The sequence below is a fragment of the Leyella stercorea genome, assembly GCF_019052365.1.
Lineage (GTDB): Bacteria > Bacteroidota > Bacteroidia > Bacteroidales > Bacteroidaceae > Prevotella.
Map to the genome: position 1 here is coordinate 1 of NZ_JAHQUY010000015.1, position 16,802 is coordinate 16,802.

Below are 16,802 nucleotides of genomic sequence, written 5' to 3' on the forward strand. Positions count from 1 at the left end.
CCGGGGTTATTTGATTAATATTTAACTGGTCCCGATTTTAACGGGACACTAATGACAACTTATCATCATACAGCACACTATTCCCAAACCCGTACCCCACCCGATATATTCTTAATACGCACTATCTTTCTTCTAAAAACACAACTTATTGTGCAATAATTTCTTAATAAGAAAGAATTACATTAAAAAAACAAACCCATAAACGGGGTAAAACGAACAAAACAAGCGTTTTCTGAGATTTTTTTTGTAACTTTGCATTTGTGCATGCACGTATGCTTGAGCCAACGAGGCCCGAAACAACGCGACTTTCGCACATATTAAATATCAAAGCATGGCAAAGAAAGTACTTTTTATCAATCAGGAGATTGCTCCGTATGTACCCGAAACAGCACTCTCAATCATGGGTAGAGACCTTCCGACAAAAATGCAGGAAGAAGGTTTCGAAATTCGCACGTTCATGCCCAAATGGGGCAATATCAACGAGCGCAGAGGACAACTTCATGAGGTAATACGCCTTTCAGGAATGAATCTCGTCATCGACGATACCGATCATCCACTGATAATCAAGGTAGCATCCATTCCGCAGACACGCCTTCAGGTGTACTTCATCGACAACGACGACTACTTCATGAAGCGCAAGATGGCTGTGGATGAAAATGGCGAAGAATACGACGACAACGGCGAAAGAGCTATTTTCTTCGCACGTGGCGTATTGGAAACAGTAAAGAAGCTCAGATGGTCGTCTGAAGTAATCCACTGCCAAGGCTGGATGTCGTACATCGTGCCGCTCTTCATCAAGGCTGCATACAACGACGAACCGACATTCAACGACACAAAAATCGTAACGTCAATTTTCAAGGACGGCTTATCAAAGGACATCGGCAACAACTTCAAGAACTGTCTTGAGTTTAAGGACATCACCGTTGACAGTCTCAGCGCATACAAGGACGACTTCGACTTCATGGAGTTCTGCAAACTGGCTATCGACAATAGCGATGCTGTAATCGAGGCTGAGGAGAACGCTAATCCGGAGTTGCTGGCATACGCTGAGAGCAAGGGCTTGCCTATCCTGAAATATCCTGGAGAAAACTACACAGAGGCCTACAAGGAATTCTACGAGAAACTGTAGGGCTGACAATCAAAATCAATACATTTTGAATATGAAGCTAAAGTTTTTGGCGGGTTTAGCACTTGCCACTTTTATATTCACGTCATGCGACGATACCACTGGCGACATCGGCAGTGGTACGCTCATTGACGGCAGCGACGGCCTGAATATAGTCACAGATACCTTCGAGATAAAAACACGCTCAATCGTCGCCGACTCGGTTTTGGCAAGAACATACACCGGCTACATCGGCAAGGTGCGCGATCCGGAGACGGGCGCTTACCTCAGCAGCGACTTCATGACGCAGTTCTATCTGCCCGAAGGATTCGAGTTTCCTGAAAAGGACAGCATCAAGAGCCTCGTAAACGGCAAAATCGTTGCAGACTCTTGCGACATCCGGCTCTACTACAAAGAGTATTACGGCGATTCGCTGGCACCAATGAAGCTCACGGCTTACGAGCTGTCGAAGCCTATACCGGAAAAGACGTACTACTCTAACTTCAATCCAGAGAAAGAAGGTTTCGTGAACAAGAGCAACGGTGTAAACAAAGTGTACACTCTCGTAGACCTTAATGTTGACGCTGCTACTCGCAACAGTTCCGACTACATCAAGTCGATACGCATACCGCTCGACGCTTCGTTCGGTACAGACATCATGCGCCACTTCTACGACAAGAAGGAGGACTTCAAGAACGCCTATACCTTTATTAATAAGGTTACACCGGGCTTCTATTTCAAGACCCGAAGCGGACTGGGAGCTATGGCACATGTATATCTCAGCCAGTTGAACGTATACTTCAAGCATAAGACGACCACGACGACCACGGATGGCGCAAAGAAAGACACCATCATCGTCTCTACAGCTGCGTTCCCTGGTACAGAAGAAGTGTTGCAGACAACGAATATCATCAACGACAAGGCCGCCATCAAGCGACTCGCCGAAGATAACTCTTGCACTTACATAAAGTCGCCTGCAGGAATCTTTACAGAGATGACAATTCCGGTTGAGCAGATTATGAGAGGTCACGAGAACGACACAATCAATACTGCAAAGGTTAGTCTGTCGCGCATCAATTCAACTGTAAACAGCGATTATGCGCTCAATATCCCCACCACTCTGCTGATGATCCCGAAGGCTGAGATGTACTCGTTCTTCGAGAACAAGCAGGTAGCCAACTACAAGACATCGTTCCTTGCTACATACAGCAGCACGACGAACCAGTACACGTTCAACAACATCGGAAGTCTGGTACGCTACATGAGCGAGAACAAGCAGAACAAGGATTGGGATAAGGTGGTTATCATTCCGGTCACTCCGACTTACAACACGTCAGGCGAAATGACAAACCTCACACACGATATGTCTATCTCAAGCACAAAACTGGTTGGCGGAAGCGAGAATCAGAATGGTGCCATCAACATCACTGTCATATACAGCAAATTCAAATAAGCAGATTTATGGCAGACAACTTTCTTGAACGCCAACGACGCGACTACGAGGAGCGCAAGCAACAGTGGCAGCGATCTACTAAGAAAGCTGCAAGCGTGTCAGAGATACTGAGAAAGGCGCGCGAGAAATTCAATAACGACTAATTTGAAGAGACATAATTCAATACCATAAGATTGAATGACGTTTAATTCAATAGCAAATAAAGACAAAGAGCCGTTCCATCATTGTATGGAGCGGCTCTTTGTTTGTATAGACTATTACAAGAATGCAATTAACCGAGGCTTAACTGCTTTTAAAATAAATTATTCAGAAAAGTTTTGACGGAGAATTTATTTTGCTTAACTTTGCGGAATTACTAATAACTATAAAAACAAATAATTCTAACCTATTAAAACTTTATGGCAACAGAAAAAAGAAACCTCCTCAAAGGAGACTTTAGCAAGAAAAATGCCCTACTCTTCGCTTTAGCGGTTCTTGTCACAATTGTGCTCTGGAACCTACCTACAAGCAGTTTCGGAATTGAAGGGCTCACCGTTATCCAGCAACGCATTATCGCAGTGTTCGCACTGGCAACAATCCTGTGGGTAACAGAAGCCATTTCGCCTTGGGCAACATCCGTATCGCTTATCGGCTTGTTGCTATTCACAACATCCGACAATGCGTTCCACTTCTTCCGTTCAGGCATTGAAAAGGAAGAACTGCTCGACCATAGCGCTCTTATGGCTACATTCGCCGACCCGATAATCATCCTCTTCCTCGGCGGTTTCATCCTCGCTATCGCAGCAACAAAGTCGGGACTTGACGTGCTTCTGGCACGCACTCTGCTTAAGCCTTTCGGCAACAAGAGCGATAATGTGCTCCTCGGCTTCATCCTCATCACCGGCGTATTCTCAATGTTCGTCAGCAACACCGCTACAGCTGCGATGATGCTCACATTCCTTGCACCGGTTTTCAAGGCTCTCCCGCCTGAAGGCAAAGGCCGCGTAGCTCTTACGCTGTCTATCCCAGTTGCTGCCAACATCGGCGGTATGGGAACACCTATCGGCACACCTCCTAACGCAATCGCGTTGAAATACCTAAACTCACCAACAGGCTTGAACCTCGGTATCGGTTTCGGCGAATGGATGATGTACATGCTTCCGCTTACAATCGTTTTGCTCCTTATCGGTTGGTTCTTGCTCAAGAAGTTCTTCCCGTTCAAAAAGAAGACCATCGAGCTTGAGATTGAAGGCGAAGTGCAGCACAACTGGCGCACAATTGTAGTTGCCGGAACATTCATCGTTACTGTATTGTTGTGGATTTGCGACCGCTGGACCGGTGTAGGTGCAAACACAGTAGCAATGGTGCCAATCGTTGTGTTCGCCTTCACTGGCGTAATCAAGGCACGCGACTTGGAGGAAATCAACTGGAGCGTTATCTGGATGGTAGCCGGTGGTTTCGCACTCGGACTTGCACTCAACGAGTCGGGTCTCGCAGAGAACGTAATCAAGAGCATTCCGTTCAGCTCATGGTCGCCGGTAGTTATCCTGCTTGCTTCAGGTATCATCTGCTACCTTCTCTCAAACTTCATCTCAAACACCGCAACGGCAGCACTCCTCGTACCAATCCTTGCCGTTGTATGTAAGGGTATGGGCAACTCGCTTGAGAGCATCGGCGGCACACCTACCGTACTTATCGGTATTGCTGTAGCAGCATCTGTCGCAATGACTCTGCCTATCTCTACACCTCCAAATGCTATCGCTCACTCAACTGGTTTGGTAAAGCAGAACGAGATGATGAAGATTGGTCTGACAATGGGTATCATCGGTTTGGTACTTGGCTACTTATTGCTCTTCTTCCTCGGAGAGATGCACGCATGGCAGTAATACATGCATGTTAAATAGTGCGTGCAATAATATCATAAAACATATTATTGCACGCATAACAATATAAGGATATACAGAAAACACATGTCTTTTTCACAGGAAACACTTTACGCTATAGCATTAACACGCATTAGCTATTTCAATACAGCCACCTGCTTGCAACTATACCGCAAGCTCGGTTCGGCAACAGCTATTATGGAGAACCGCAATAACATCAAGGACGTTATCAGCGACGCTTCTCCACGCCTTATTAATGCGCTGAGCGATGTTTCCGAAGCCCTGCATCGTGCAGAAGCTGAATTAGAATTTGATAACGCGCATGCCATTCGTCCATTGACGATGGCATGCGACGATTATCCAGAACGAATGCGCAACTGCGACGATACCCCAATCGTACTTTTCTATCGTGGCAATGCCGACCTCAACCAGCGTCGCATCGTGTCGGTTGTAGGCACACGCCATTGCACAGCCTACGGACAAGATATCATCAACAACTTCTGCCGGTCGCTTAAAGAGCTTTGCCCAGATGTGCTCATCGTGAGCGGTCTGGCGTATGGAGTGGACATCTGCGCACACCGTAACGCTCTGAAGAACGGGTTCGACACCGTAGGCGTATTGGCACACGGCTTGGACATGCTTTATCCTTCCGCCCATCGTGACACAGCAAAAGAGATGCTCTCGCACGGCGGACTTCTGACGGAATTTCTTACGAACACAAACCCCGACAAGATGAACTTCGTGAGACGCAACCGCATCGTAGCAGGCATTTCCGACGCCACAATCGTGGTGGAGAGTGCGGCACGCGGCGGCAGTCTGATAACAGCCGACATCGCACAAAGCTACGCCCGCGACGTTTTCACCTTTCCAGGCAACGTGAATTCGCCATACAGCGAAGGTTGCAACAAACTCATACGCGACAACAAGGCTGCCTTGATAACCTGCGCCGAAGACTTTGTAAACGCAATGGGATGGGAGCAGGATAACAAAGTGAAGGAAGCTCGGGCTAAAGGCATCGAACGCCAACTGTTTCCCGAACTGACAGCCGAAGAAACGCGCATAGTAGAACTGCTGCAAAAGAACAACGACCTGCAACTGAACATCATCGCCGTGCAGACCGGACTGCCTATTGGCAGCATCTCAGCACTCTTGTTCAGCCTCGAATTGAAAGGTGTTATCAAGCTATACGCAGGAGGAGTGTACCATTTACTTGGCTAATATTAGAATTTTAGGTATAAAAATTTTGCACTTATTTCTAATTGTCGTAACTTTGCATAATACTCAAAGAAATAATATAACAATAAACAAATACGCAAATGCCAGAAATCTCAACACGAGGACTTGAAATGCCCGAATCGCCGATTCGCAAATTAGCGCCTTTGGCAGTTGACGCCAAAAAGCGTGGCGTGAAAGTCTACCACCTCAATATCGGACAGCCCGACCTGCCCACTCCACTAGTAGGACTCGACGCATTGAAGCACATCGACCGTAGTGTGCTCGAATATTCGCCGTCGCAGGGCTATCTCTCATACCGCGAGCGACTGACCGGTTATTACAAGCGCTTTAATATTAATGTGTCGGCAGACGACATCATCATTACAGCCGGTGGTTCTGAAGCGGTGCTTTTCGCGTTCATGTCGTGCCTTAACCCGGGCGACGAAATCATCATCCCTGAGCCAGCTTACGCCAACTATATGGCCTTTGCTATTTCGGCAGGCGCAAAGATCCGCACAATCGCCACAACCATAGAGGAAGGCTTCTCGCTGCCTAAGGTGGAGAAGTTCGAGGAACTCATCAACGAGCGCACACGTGCCATTCTGATTTGCAACCCGAACAACCCTACAGGCTATCTCTACACACGCCGCGAGATGAACCAGATTCGCGACTTGGTGAAAAAGTACGACCTCTATCTGTTCTCGGACGAGGTTTATCGTGAGTACATCTACACCGGTTCGCCTTACATCTCAGCCTGCCATCTTGAAGGAATCGAGGACAACGTGATACTTATCGACTCCGTTTCCAAGCGCTACAGCGAGTGCGGCATCCGCATCGGAGCCTTGATTACGAAGAACCCGCAGGTGCGTGCAGCCGTAATGAAGCTGTGCCAGGCGCGCCTCTCTCCTCCTCTGCTTGGTCAGATAGTAGCCGAGGCATCGCTTGATGCGCCCGAGGACTACTACCGCGACGTTTACGAGGAATACGTAGAGCGCCGCAAGTGTCTCATCGATGGTCTCAACCGCATACCGGGCGTTTACTCGCCGATACCTATGGGCGCCTTCTACACCGTAGCCAAGTTGCCTGTAGACGACAGCGAGAAATTCTGCCGCTGGTGTCTTGAGGAGTTCCAGTACGAGGGCGAGACCGTCATGATGGCTCCTGCCGCAGGCTTCTACACCACACCGGGTGCAGGCATCAATCAGGTGCGCATCGCCTACGTGCTGAAGAAGGAAGACCTTGAGCGTGCGCTCATCGTTCTGCGCAAGGCTCTTGAGGCATATCCAGGCAGAGTGGACAGCAACGATTAATACATTCATGTTAATCGGAGCATCAAGAACATTCAAAAATAAATATATTTAGATATTAAGACAATAGAACATAAGAATTGAGGAGTTAAGAAGTTAAGCCCAGCGTTTTTACGGCAGATACAACAAGCCATAACAACGGCTCAACTTCTTAGCTCCTTATTTTTTAACTACCAAACAGAAGACTATGAACTTTCCGCTTTTCGTAGCCCGCCGCATATACTCCAACCAGATAAGTGACCGCCAAAAGGTATCGAAGCCCGCTATACGCATAGCCACGATGGGCGTAGCAATCGGACTGGCTGTGATGATTATCAGCGTGTGCGTAGTGCTTGGTTTCAAGCATACCATACGCGACAAGGTTGTAGGCTTCGGCAGTCATATACAGATAGCCAACTTCTATGCGTTGCAGACATCAGCCACCGACCAGCCTATCGTTATCAACGACTCGATGGTAAATGTGCTGAAAAACATTGACGGCGTGAGCCATGTGCAGCGTTTCGCCATGAAGCAAGGCATACTGAAGACCGACAACGATTTCCTTGGAGTTGCATTCAAGGGTGTTGACGAAGCCTTCGACACAACGTTCATCCACAGCAATATGGTGGAAGGCTACATACCGCAGTTCTCTGGTGAGAAGAGCGGCAACAAGATTCTCATATCGAAGTCGATGGCAGACAAGCTGCAGACAAAGTGCGGCGACCGCATCTTCGCCTACTTCATTGACGAGAACGGAGTGAGAGCACGCCGCTTCACCATCACGGGCGTCTACCAGACCAACCTCTCGCAATACGACAACGCTATCTGCTTCTGCGACTTGTATACAGCCGTTAAGCTGAACAACTTCAGTCCCGGTCAGGTGTCGGGAGCCGAACTTACCGTAGCCGACTTCAGCAAGCTCGACGACACGGAGCACATCATCGTGAAGAAAGTGAACCGCACAATGGACTGCAACGGCGCCACCTACTCGTCGAAAACGATACGCGAGTTGTCGCCACAGATATTCTCATGGCTCGACCTTCTCGACCTCAACGTGTGGATAATCCTCGCCATCATGACTGCCGTTGCGGTTGTCACAATGATATCCGGTCTGCTCATCATCATACTTGAGCGCACAACGATGATCGGCATACTCAAGGCGCTCGGTGCACGCAACAAGACGGTGCGCCACACGTTCCTTTGGTTCGCCGCTTTCATCATCGGCAAGGGTCTGCTTTGGGGCAACTTGTTGGGCTTAGGTCTCGTCATACTGCAACACTTCACCGGCTTTGCTAAGCTCGACCCCACGACCTACTACGTCGACACCGTTCCGGTGGAGATAAACTGGCTATTCGTCGTGGCGCTCAACGTAGCCACAATGCTAATAGCCATCGTGGTGCTCATAGCTCCGAGCTACCTCATCTCGCACATCCACCCCGCACGTTCAATGCGTTACGAATAATACACATGACGCAGACAATGCAATACGAATAACAATTCATTCACTAAAAAACGAAACACATAGAATATGGATATAAAGAAATCAGAATTCACGATATCGGCTGCCACCGTGAGCCAGTGTCCTAAAGACACAAAGCCCGAATTCGCGTTCATCGGACGCTCTAACGTAGGCAAGTCGAGTCTTATCAATATGCTCTGCAACCACAAGGGCCTTGCAAAGACCTCTGCCACACCGGGCAAGACTCTGCTCATCAATCACTTCATCATCAACAACGACTGGTATCTGGTAGACCTTCCGGGCTACGGCTTTGCAAAGCGTTCGAAGACGGTGCAGAAGAAGCTCGACCAGATGATTACATCGTACATTCTGCAGCGCCAGCAACTGGTGAACACCTTCGTGCTCATCGACATCCGCCACGACCCGATGAAGATAGACACCGACTTCATCAACTGGCTCGGCGAGAGCTCGGTGCCCTTCTCCATCATCTTCACCAAGGCCGACAAGCTCGGACCTGTGCGTGCCAAGCAGAACGCAGCGAAGTGGATGAACTCGCTTAAGGAGCAGTGGGAGGAGCTGCCGCCCTACTTCATTACCAGTTCGGAGAAAAAGACCGGTCGCGACGAGGTGCTCGACTACATTGGAAACATACTGAACGAAATTAAAGACGCAGAATAAATGACTCCATTACTTGACGTTCAAAACATATCGAAAGCGTTCGGTGCGCACGTTCTGTTCGAGAACATCTCGTTCTCTATAGCCGAAGGCCAGCACGTAGGTCTGATAGCCAAGAACGGCACAGGCAAGTCTACCCTGCTCTCGCTGCTCTCGGGTAAGGAGAGTGTCGACTCGGGCAGCATCATCTTCCGCCGCGACATAAAGGTTGGCTTTCTCGAACAGCAGCCAAAGTTCGACCCCGAAGAGTCGGTGCTCGACGCTTGCTTCAACCATCAGGGCGACCCCGACCGCATATTGAAGGCTAAGCAGATACTCACGCAGCTGCACATCACCGACCTCACGCAGCCTATGGGACAGCTCAGCGGCGGACAGCAGAAGCGTATCGCGCTCGCCAACGTGCTCATCACCGAGCCCGACCTGCTCATCCTCGACGAGCCTACAAACCACCTCGACCTCGAGATGATAGAATGGCTTGAGGGCTATCTGCAGCGCGGCAACAAGACGCTGCTCATGGTGACGCACGACCGCTACTTCCTCGACCGTGTCTGCAACATCATCCTCGAACTCGACAACCATACCGTCTATTCATATCGCGGCAACTTCCAGTATTACATGGAGAAGCGTCAGGAGCGCATCGACGCCACACGCGCCGAAATAGAGCGCGCCAACAACCTCTACCGCCGCGAACTCGAGTGGATGCGCCGCCAGCCGCAGGCACGCGGACACAAGGCACGCTACCGCGAGGAGGCGTTCTACGACCTCGAGAGCAAGGCGAAGCAGCGCATCGAGGAACGACAGATGCGTCTGAAGTCGAAGAACGTGTACATCGGTTCGAAGATATTCGAGTGCCAGTACGTCTCGAAAGCGTTCGACGAGAAGGTAATACTGAAGGACTTCTACTACAACTTCCAGCGCTTCGAGAAGATGGGCATCGTGGGCAACAACGGCACGGGCAAGTCTACATTCATAAAGATGTTGCTCGGCGAAGTGGCGCCCGACAGCGGACGCTTCGACGTGGGCGACACCGTGCGCTTCGGCTACTTCTCGCAGGACGGCATGAAGTTCCGCGACGACCAGCGCGTCATTGACGTGATAGCCGACATCGCCGACTACATAGACTACGGCGGCGGCAAGCACATCACCGCAACGCAACTCCTGCAGCACTTCCTCTTCACGCCCGAGCAGCAGTACGACTACGTCTACAAGCTCTCCGGCGGCGAGCGTCGCAAGCTCTATCTGTGCACGGTGCTGATGCGCAACCCCAACTTCCTCGTGCTCGACGAGCCTACCAACGACCTCGACATACAGACGCTCGAGGTGCTCGAAGAGTATCTGCAAGACTTCCCCGGTTGCGTGATAATCGTGTCGCACGACCGCTTCTTCATGGACAAGATTGTAGACCACCTGCTCGTGTTCCGCGGCGAAGGCGAGATAAAGGACTTCCCCGGCAACTACACGCAGTTCCGCGAGTGGGAGTCGTTGAAACCGAAGGAACAAGCCGACGCGAAGAACAACGCTGCCGACTCGGAGAAGAAGGAGAAGCGCGAATTCGTAGGCGAGCAACGCCGCAAGAAGACATACAAGGAGAAGTGCGAGTTCGAACGCCTTGAGAAGGAGATTGCTGCGCTCGAAAAAGAGCAGAAGACCATCGAAGAGGCGCTATGCAGCGGCACGCTCTCCATCGACGAACTGACAGAAAAAAGCAAGCGCCTGCCGCTCGTGAAGGACGAGCTGGAGGAGAAAGAGATGCGCTGGCTCGAACTTTCTGAAATTGACGGATAAATAGGAGGCTACAGCATACCTGCCGTAACTCTTTCATTTTATTGGCATACTTTTTGCCAAGACAATATTTGCACGTTTTAACCGCTCAGGAGTGCCCGCAAAATCAAAAACAAAATACGTTGTCGGTTTTTCGCGAGTTTTGAGCGTGCAACCGTAAACACATGGTTTACAACGTCTTGCGGCGATAAACGTGAAAGTGTGCAATTTTTTCTTATGTAAAACCAAACTTATCGTGAGACTTTACCATGTAAAAGCTATGCTTTTACCGGGTAAAGTCTCACGTTTTATATTGTAAAGTCTCACGAAAAGTTTGCAAAACCTATCGTTTTAGGTTGAAAAGTCTCGGTTTTTGCAGATTTTTCGCTGCGCCGAACCACAAAAACGCTCGTTTTACGCTTCTGACTTTTCTATAATGAGTTTTTTCGCGGAAGTTTTCAAAACAATATTTGCATATAAGAGTAAAAAGATGAAAAGCTAAAAACATTTAAAAATGCAAATATCCGTAGCGTACTCAGATATGTAAAATTCTGAAAGCAATGACAACTTTTGGCACACTTCACACTAAAAACTGTCTGTATAGCCCTGGTTTGCCCATAATTTGAGCCTTTCTGTCGCAATGGCACACTATTTGTAATAAGAGTTTATGATTATAAATCAGAAAAACAAAACTTAAAAGTAAAAATACAAATTCATACTATGGCACAGAAAGGCAATATTGGAGTAACGACAGAGAACATCTTCCCTGTCATCAAGAAGTTTCTTTATTCAGACCATGAGATTTTCCTCCGCGAGATGGTGTCTAACGCCGTCGACGCTACACAGAAGCTGAAGACGCTTGCCGAACGCGGCGACTTCAAGGGCGAACTGGGCGACCTCACCGTGCGCGTAAGCCTCGACACCGAGAAAGGCACGCTGACCATCAGCGACCGAGGCATCGGCATGACCGAGGAGGAGATTAACAAATATATCAACCAGATTGCATTCTCTGGCGTTACCGACTTCCTCGACAAGTACAAGGACAACGCCAATGCTATCATCGGACACTTCGGCCTCGGCTTCTACTCGTCGTTCATGGTGAGCAAGAAGGTGGACATCATCACACGCAGCTACAAAGAGGGCGCAAAGGCTGTGAAGTGGAGCTGCGATGGTAGCCCTGAGTTCGAGATTGAGGACGTGGAAAAGGCAGACCGCGGTTCGGACATCGTGCTGCACATCGACGACGACTGCAAGGAGTTTCTCGAGAAGCAGAAGATTGAGGAGCTGCTGAACAAGTACTGCAAGTTCATGGCTGTGCCCGTTGCATTCGGCAAGAAGACCGAGTGGAAGGACGGCAAGCAGCAGGAGACCGACGAGGACAACATCATCAACAACGTTGAGCCGCTTTGGACAAAGGCGCCGAGCACGCTGAAAGACGAAGACTACAAGTCGTTCTACCGCACACTCTACCCGATGCAGGACGAGCCGCTGTTCTGGATTCACCTCAACGTCGACTATCCGTTCAACCTCACCGGCATTCTCTACTTCCCGCGCATCAAGTCGAACATCGAGCTGCAGCGCAACAAGATTCAGCTCTACTGCAACCAGGTGTTCGTGACCGACCAGGTGGAAGGCATCGTGCCCGAGTTCCTCACCCTGCTCCACGGCGTCATCGACTCGCCGGATATTCCGCTGAACGTGAGCCGTTCTTATCTGCAGAGTGACGCCAACGTAAAGAAGATCTCGAAGTACATCACAAAGAAGGTGGCAGACCGTCTCGCAGCTATCTTCAAGGAGAACCGCAAGGACTATGAGGAGAAGTGGGACGACCTGAAGATTTTCATCAACTACGGTATGCTCTCGCAGGAAGACTTCTACGACCGCGCTAAGGACTTCGCGCTGCTGAAGGATGTAGACGGCAAATACTTCACATACGACGAGTATAAGACGCTCATCAAGGACAACCAGACCGACAAGGAAGGCAACCTCGTCTATCTCTACGCCAACGACAAAGAGGGCGAGTACAGCTACATCGAGGCTGCCAAGGCTAAGGGCTACAGCGTATTGCTGCTCGACGGACAGCTCGACAACCCGATGGTTTCGATGCTCGAGCAGAAGCTTGAGAAGACTCGCTTCTCGCGTGTGGACGCCGACATCATAGACCGCCTCATACAGAAGGAGGACAAGAAGGAGAGCGAACTCGCTAAGGACGAGCGTACCAACCTTGAGCAGGCGTTCCGCTCACAGCTGCCAAAGATGGAGAAGACCGAGTTCTACGTAGACGTGCAGGCTCTCGGTGAGCAGACGCTGCCGGTGATCATCACACAGAGCGAGTACATGCGCCGTATGAAGGAGGCAAGCAAGTTCCAGGCTGGCATGGCGTTCTACGCACAGATGCCTGATGCGTTCAACCTCGTGCTCAACAGCGATCACCCGCTCATCAAGCAGGTGCTCGAAGACGGCAAGACAGCATGCGCAGCAGAGTTGCAGCCGGTAGAGAGCGAACTGAAGGGTCTCGAAGCACGCCTCGCTGCTTTGCACCAGAGTCAGAACGGCAAGAAGCCTGAGGAAATCTCGCAGGAGGAGAAGGACGACCTTAAGAACACGGAGCAGTCTATTGAGGAGCAGAGCACAAAGAAGAACGGCATCATCGCCGCATACGCTGCCGGCAACAAGGTGGTTCATCAGCTCATCGACCTCGCATTGCTGCAGAACGGCATGCTGAAGGGTGCGGCACTCGACTCGTTCCTGAAGCGTTCGGTTGACCTTATCAAGTAAGATTGGCGACAATTCGGCAAATCTTATTTAGCAAATCATGTGGCAAGTCTGTAGCGGAGCCTTAAGGACTCCGCTACACAAACAATAAAAAGCCCGACAACACGGAGTGTCTGCTCCATGTTGTCGGGCTTTATCTTTATATAATAATATGTAGTGCTTATTCCTCTCCCCGCAGCACGGGCAGCGAGATGTGATACTTCACGGCGAGGATGCGTATGACTACGATGAGAAGGAAGGCGATGATGACGGAGATTGTCATGTCGCAACCAAGCTCTACGAGCGCCCAGTAAGCAAGTCCGCCGATGATACTCGCCATAGCGTATATCTCCTTCTGAAAGATTACGGGCACGTTGTTCAGCAGCACGTCACGTATCACGCCACCGGCAGAACCTGTGATTGTGCCCATGATGATTGCCACCCAGAAGGCATGGCCGCAGTCGAGCGTCTTCTGCAAGCCTGCCACGGTGAATAGCGCAAGGCCGAGCGTGTCGAAGAAGAACCACGTGTTGTCGAGTCGCTTCAGCGATCGCGCGAAGACGATGACGAACATTTGCGCCATGAACGTACAGATGAGGTATATGGATGATGTCATCCAGAACGGCGTTACGCCGAGCATTATGTCGCGTAGCGTACCGCCGCCGATAGCTACGGCAACGCCACAGACGAAGCCGCCGAACCAGTCGAAGCGCTTGGCTGCGGCATGGCGGATGCCGGAGATGGCGAATGCGAAGGTACCGAGAAACTCGATGACATTGAGCAAGGGCTGGTAGATATCTTCTGTAGGCATCATTCTTAGTTTACAACGTTAGTGGGTGATCCTGCGAGGAACGACTTGATGTTGCATACGGCGATGTCCATCAAGCGCAGACGAGCCTCAAGCGTAGCCCAAGCCACGTGCGGCGTGATGAATGCGTTCGGCACACCGATAAGCGGGTTAGACGCCGATGGCGGTTCGCTTGAGAGCACGTCGGCACAATAGGCGCCGAGCTTGCCCGAAGCAAGTGCGTCGGCAACATCAGCCTCGTTCACGAGCGGTCCGCGACCAGTGTTGATAAGTATCGCGCCGTCGCGCATCTTTTCGATAGAAGCGCTGTTCATCAGCTCGCGCGTTGTGTCTGTAAGCGGACAATGCAGCGACACGACATCAGAAGCGCCAAGGAGTCCGTCAAGCGTAGTCTTGCGAATCCATTCGGGCAGCTGGTCGGGGCTCTTGCTTGTATAGGCAAGCACGTTCATTCCGAAAGCCTGCGCTATCTGCGCCACCTTCATACCGATATGTCCGAGTCCGACAATGCCGAGAGTCTTGCCGGCAAGCTCGAAGAGCGGCGTGTTCCAGTAGCAGAAGTCTGGACAACGGCTCCATACGCCGTTGCGCGTCTCCTCAGCATAGTGTTCTACATGGTTAGAGACATTGAGTAGGTGGGCGAACACCATCTGTGCTACGCTGTCCGTGCTGTACGCCGGAATGTTCGTCACAACGATGCCACGCTCGCGTGCCGCCTTTGTGTCTACCACGTTGTAGCCTGTGGCAAGCACACCGATATACTTCGTGTTCTTGAGCTGGGCTATGATGTTGGCGGCGAACACCGTCTTGTTAGTAAGCACAATCTCTGCGTCGCCAACATGCTGCAACACTTCTTCGGGCGCAGTGCGCGGATAAACGGTAAGTTCGCCGAGTTCTTCAATTCTATTCCAAGAGATATCGCCAGGATTGACGCCCTGACCGTCTAATACTACAATCTTCATATTCCTGTAAAATTATTGGTTTTTATATTTGTCGCCCCAACACTGGAGCATTTGCTGGTATTGGCGCTCCTCGATGGGCGTGTGTTGCGGTTGCCAAATGCGTGTGTCCTTAAGCGCGTCGGGCATATACTGTTGCGGCGCGAAGTGGTTGGGATAGTCGTGCGAGTACTTGTAGCCATCGCTGTAGCCGAGGTCCTTCATCAACTTCGTCGGAGCATTGCGCAGATGGAGCGGAACGGGCTGGTTGCCAGTCTGACGCACAATCTCCAAGGCGTGATTGATGCCGAGATACGCCGAGTTGCTCTTCGGACTTGTAGCGAGATACACCACAGCCTCAGCCAAAGGTATGCGTCCTTCGGGCCAACCAATCTTCATCACCGCGTCGAAGGCGGCGTTGGCAAGCAGAAGCGCATTGGGGTTGGCGAGTCCGATATCCTCAGCCGCACTAATGACGAGGCGACGGGCTATGAACTGCGGGTCTTCCCCACCCTCTATCATGCGCGCCATCCAGTAGAGTGCGCCGTCAGGGTCGCTTCCGCGTATACTCTTTATGAACGCCGATATGATGTCGTAGTGCATCTCGCCTTCCTTATCATATGCAAGCGGGTTCTGCTGCAGGCACGCCACAACCATTTCGTCATCTATCACTATCTGATCGCCAGGACACGACTCAACGACGAGTTGCAGGATGTTGAGCAACTTGCGGGCGTCGCCACCGCTATAGCGCAGCAAGGCGTCGGTCTGCTTCAACTGGATATTGAGCTTCGAGAGTTCAACGTCGGTTGTAACAGCACGATTGAGCAGTTGCAGCAGGTCTTCCTTCTCCAAAGGTTTCAGAACATACAGCTGACAGCGCGAGAGCAGCGGGCGTATCACCTCGAACGACGGGTTCTCTGTGGTGGCACCTATGAGCGTGACGATGCCTCGCTCCACAGCGCCGAGCAGCGAATCCTGCTGCGACTTGCTGAAGCGGTGAATCTCGTCGATGAAGAGAATGGGCGAAGCCGAATTGAAGAAGCGTCCGCTCTTGGCACGCTCTATCACGTCGCGCACATCCTTAACACCACTCGTCACGGCACTAAGCGTGTAGAACGGTGTCTCAAGACGATGCGAAATAATCTGTGCGAGAGTGGTTTTGCCCACTCCGGGCGGTCCCCACAATATAAAGGAGGACACGCGTCCGCTCTCAATCATCTTGCGCAGGACGGCATCCTTGCCCACTAAATGCTGTTGTCCGACATAATCGTCGAACGAGCGCGGGCGCATTCTTTCAGCTAATGGTTCACTCATAAGTACAAAATTAGTTATTATATGCGAAATAGCAAAGATTTGCCGCCCATTTATTCACTTCGTTTCAACGAATTAACAAAGAAACGCCCTCAACATATTAACAAAAAAAATGCCCATTAGTCAGACATCGAAGTCTGATTAATGGGCATTGATAATTATAGAATATATGATT

Annotated in this window: 13 protein-coding genes; 10 read left to right on the forward strand and 3 right to left on the reverse strand. The window is 50.5% G+C overall.

The features are described from left to right. Positions 1-331: 331 nt before the first annotated feature. The 10 genes from KTQ90_RS04505 (at position 332) to htpG (ending at position 13,594) form a co-directional block, all read left to right on the forward strand. The gene (locus tag KTQ90_RS04505) at positions 332-1,129 is read left to right on the forward strand and encodes a glycogen/starch synthase (RefSeq protein WP_217317348.1); all 798 of its coding nucleotides are present in this window, start codon (positions 332-334) and stop codon (positions 1,127-1,129) included. Between the two features lie 31 nt (positions 1,130-1,160). Then, positions 1,161-2,558, forward strand: coding sequence for a DUF4270 domain-containing protein (locus tag KTQ90_RS04510; protein WP_217317349.1), 1,398 nt, complete (start codon positions 1,161-1,163; stop codon positions 2,556-2,558). Positions 2,559-2,566: 8 nt separating this feature from the next. Continuing rightward, a complete protein-coding gene (locus KTQ90_RS04515) occupies positions 2,567-2,701 on the forward strand; it encodes a hypothetical protein (protein ID WP_022158408.1) in 135 nt (44 codons plus the stop codon). 255 nt (positions 2,702-2,956) lie between these two features. Next, positions 2,957-4,423 (forward strand): SLC13 family permease, encoded by a 1,467-nt coding sequence (locus KTQ90_RS04520; protein ID WP_217317350.1) that lies wholly within the window; start codon positions 2,957-2,959, stop codon positions 4,421-4,423. An 84-nt stretch (positions 4,424-4,507) separates the two neighbouring features. Continuing rightward, on the forward strand, positions 4,508-5,638 hold the full coding sequence (gene dprA / locus KTQ90_RS04525; RefSeq protein WP_217317351.1) for a DNA-processing protein DprA: 1,131 nt from the start codon (positions 4,508-4,510) through the stop codon (positions 5,636-5,638). Positions 5,639-5,736: 98 nt separating this feature from the next. Further along, the gene (locus tag KTQ90_RS04530) at positions 5,737-6,945 is read left to right on the forward strand and encodes a pyridoxal phosphate-dependent aminotransferase (protein ID WP_217317352.1); all 1,209 of its coding nucleotides are present in this window, start codon (positions 5,737-5,739) and stop codon (positions 6,943-6,945) included. A 184-nt stretch (positions 6,946-7,129) separates the two neighbouring features. Continuing rightward, positions 7,130-8,383, forward strand: coding sequence for an ABC transporter permease (locus tag KTQ90_RS04535; RefSeq protein WP_217317353.1), 1,254 nt, complete (start codon positions 7,130-7,132; stop codon positions 8,381-8,383). A 66-nt stretch (positions 8,384-8,449) separates the two neighbouring features. After that, a complete protein-coding gene (gene yihA, locus KTQ90_RS04540) occupies positions 8,450-9,058 on the forward strand; it encodes a ribosome biogenesis GTP-binding protein YihA/YsxC (protein WP_022158402.1) in 609 nt (202 codons plus the stop codon). After that, positions 9,059-10,840, forward strand: coding sequence for an ABC-F family ATP-binding cassette domain-containing protein (locus tag KTQ90_RS04545; protein ID WP_217317354.1), 1,782 nt, complete (start codon positions 9,059-9,061; stop codon positions 10,838-10,840). A gap of 696 nt (positions 10,841-11,536) precedes the next feature. Beyond that, positions 11,537-13,594, forward strand: coding sequence for a molecular chaperone HtpG (gene htpG / locus KTQ90_RS04550; RefSeq protein ID WP_217317355.1), 2,058 nt, complete (start codon positions 11,537-11,539; stop codon positions 13,592-13,594). Positions 13,595-13,751: 157 nt separating this feature from the next. On the opposite strand, the gene KTQ90_RS04555 is transcribed toward htpG, so the two are convergent. From KTQ90_RS04555 to KTQ90_RS04565, 3 genes are read right to left on the reverse strand one after another with little or no spacing between them, the layout of a single operon-like run. Then, a complete protein-coding gene (locus KTQ90_RS04555; RefSeq protein ID WP_022157546.1) occupies positions 13,752-14,384 on the reverse strand; it encodes a trimeric intracellular cation channel family protein in 633 nt (210 codons plus the stop codon). 2 nt (positions 14,385-14,386) lie between these two features. Next, entirely contained in the window at positions 14,387-15,340 is a 954-nt protein-coding gene (locus tag KTQ90_RS04560; RefSeq protein WP_217317356.1) for a D-2-hydroxyacid dehydrogenase, read from the reverse strand. A gap of 12 nt (positions 15,341-15,352) precedes the next feature. After that, positions 15,353-16,630: a replication-associated recombination protein A gene (locus KTQ90_RS04565; RefSeq protein ID WP_217317357.1), complete on the reverse strand. Its 1,278-nt coding sequence runs from the start codon at positions 16,628-16,630 to the stop codon at positions 15,353-15,355. Between the last annotated feature and the right edge of the window lie 172 nt (positions 16,631-16,802).

Coding starts and splice junctions, on each gene's coding strand:
- KTQ90_RS04505 (WP_217317348.1), top strand. CDS start 332: ATGGCAAAGAAAGTACTTTTTATCAATCAGGAGATTGCTCCGTATGTA.
- KTQ90_RS04510 (WP_217317349.1), top strand. CDS start 1,161: ATGAAGCTAAAGTTTTTGGCGGGTTTAGCACTTGCCACTTTTATATTC.
- KTQ90_RS04515 (WP_022158408.1), top strand. CDS start 2,567: ATGGCAGACAACTTTCTTGAACGCCAACGACGCGACTACGAGGAGCGC.
- KTQ90_RS04520 (WP_217317350.1), top strand. CDS start 2,957: ATGGCAACAGAAAAAAGAAACCTCCTCAAAGGAGACTTTAGCAAGAAA.
- dprA (WP_217317351.1), top strand. CDS start 4,508: ATGTCTTTTTCACAGGAAACACTTTACGCTATAGCATTAACACGCATT.
- KTQ90_RS04530 (WP_217317352.1), top strand. CDS start 5,737: ATGCCAGAAATCTCAACACGAGGACTTGAAATGCCCGAATCGCCGATT.
- KTQ90_RS04535 (WP_217317353.1), top strand. CDS start 7,130: ATGAACTTTCCGCTTTTCGTAGCCCGCCGCATATACTCCAACCAGATA.
- yihA (WP_022158402.1), top strand. CDS start 8,450: ATGGATATAAAGAAATCAGAATTCACGATATCGGCTGCCACCGTGAGC.
- KTQ90_RS04545 (WP_217317354.1), top strand. CDS start 9,059: ATGACTCCATTACTTGACGTTCAAAACATATCGAAAGCGTTCGGTGCG.
- htpG (WP_217317355.1), top strand. CDS start 11,537: ATGGCACAGAAAGGCAATATTGGAGTAACGACAGAGAACATCTTCCCT.
- KTQ90_RS04555 (WP_022157546.1), bottom strand. CDS start 14,384: ATGATGCCTACAGAAGATATCTACCAGCCCTTGCTCAATGTCATCGAG.
- KTQ90_RS04560 (WP_217317356.1), bottom strand. CDS start 15,340: ATGAAGATTGTAGTATTAGACGGTCAGGGCGTCAATCCTGGCGATATC.
- KTQ90_RS04565 (WP_217317357.1), bottom strand. CDS start 16,630: ATGAGTGAACCATTAGCTGAAAGAATGCGCCCGCGCTCGTTCGACGAT.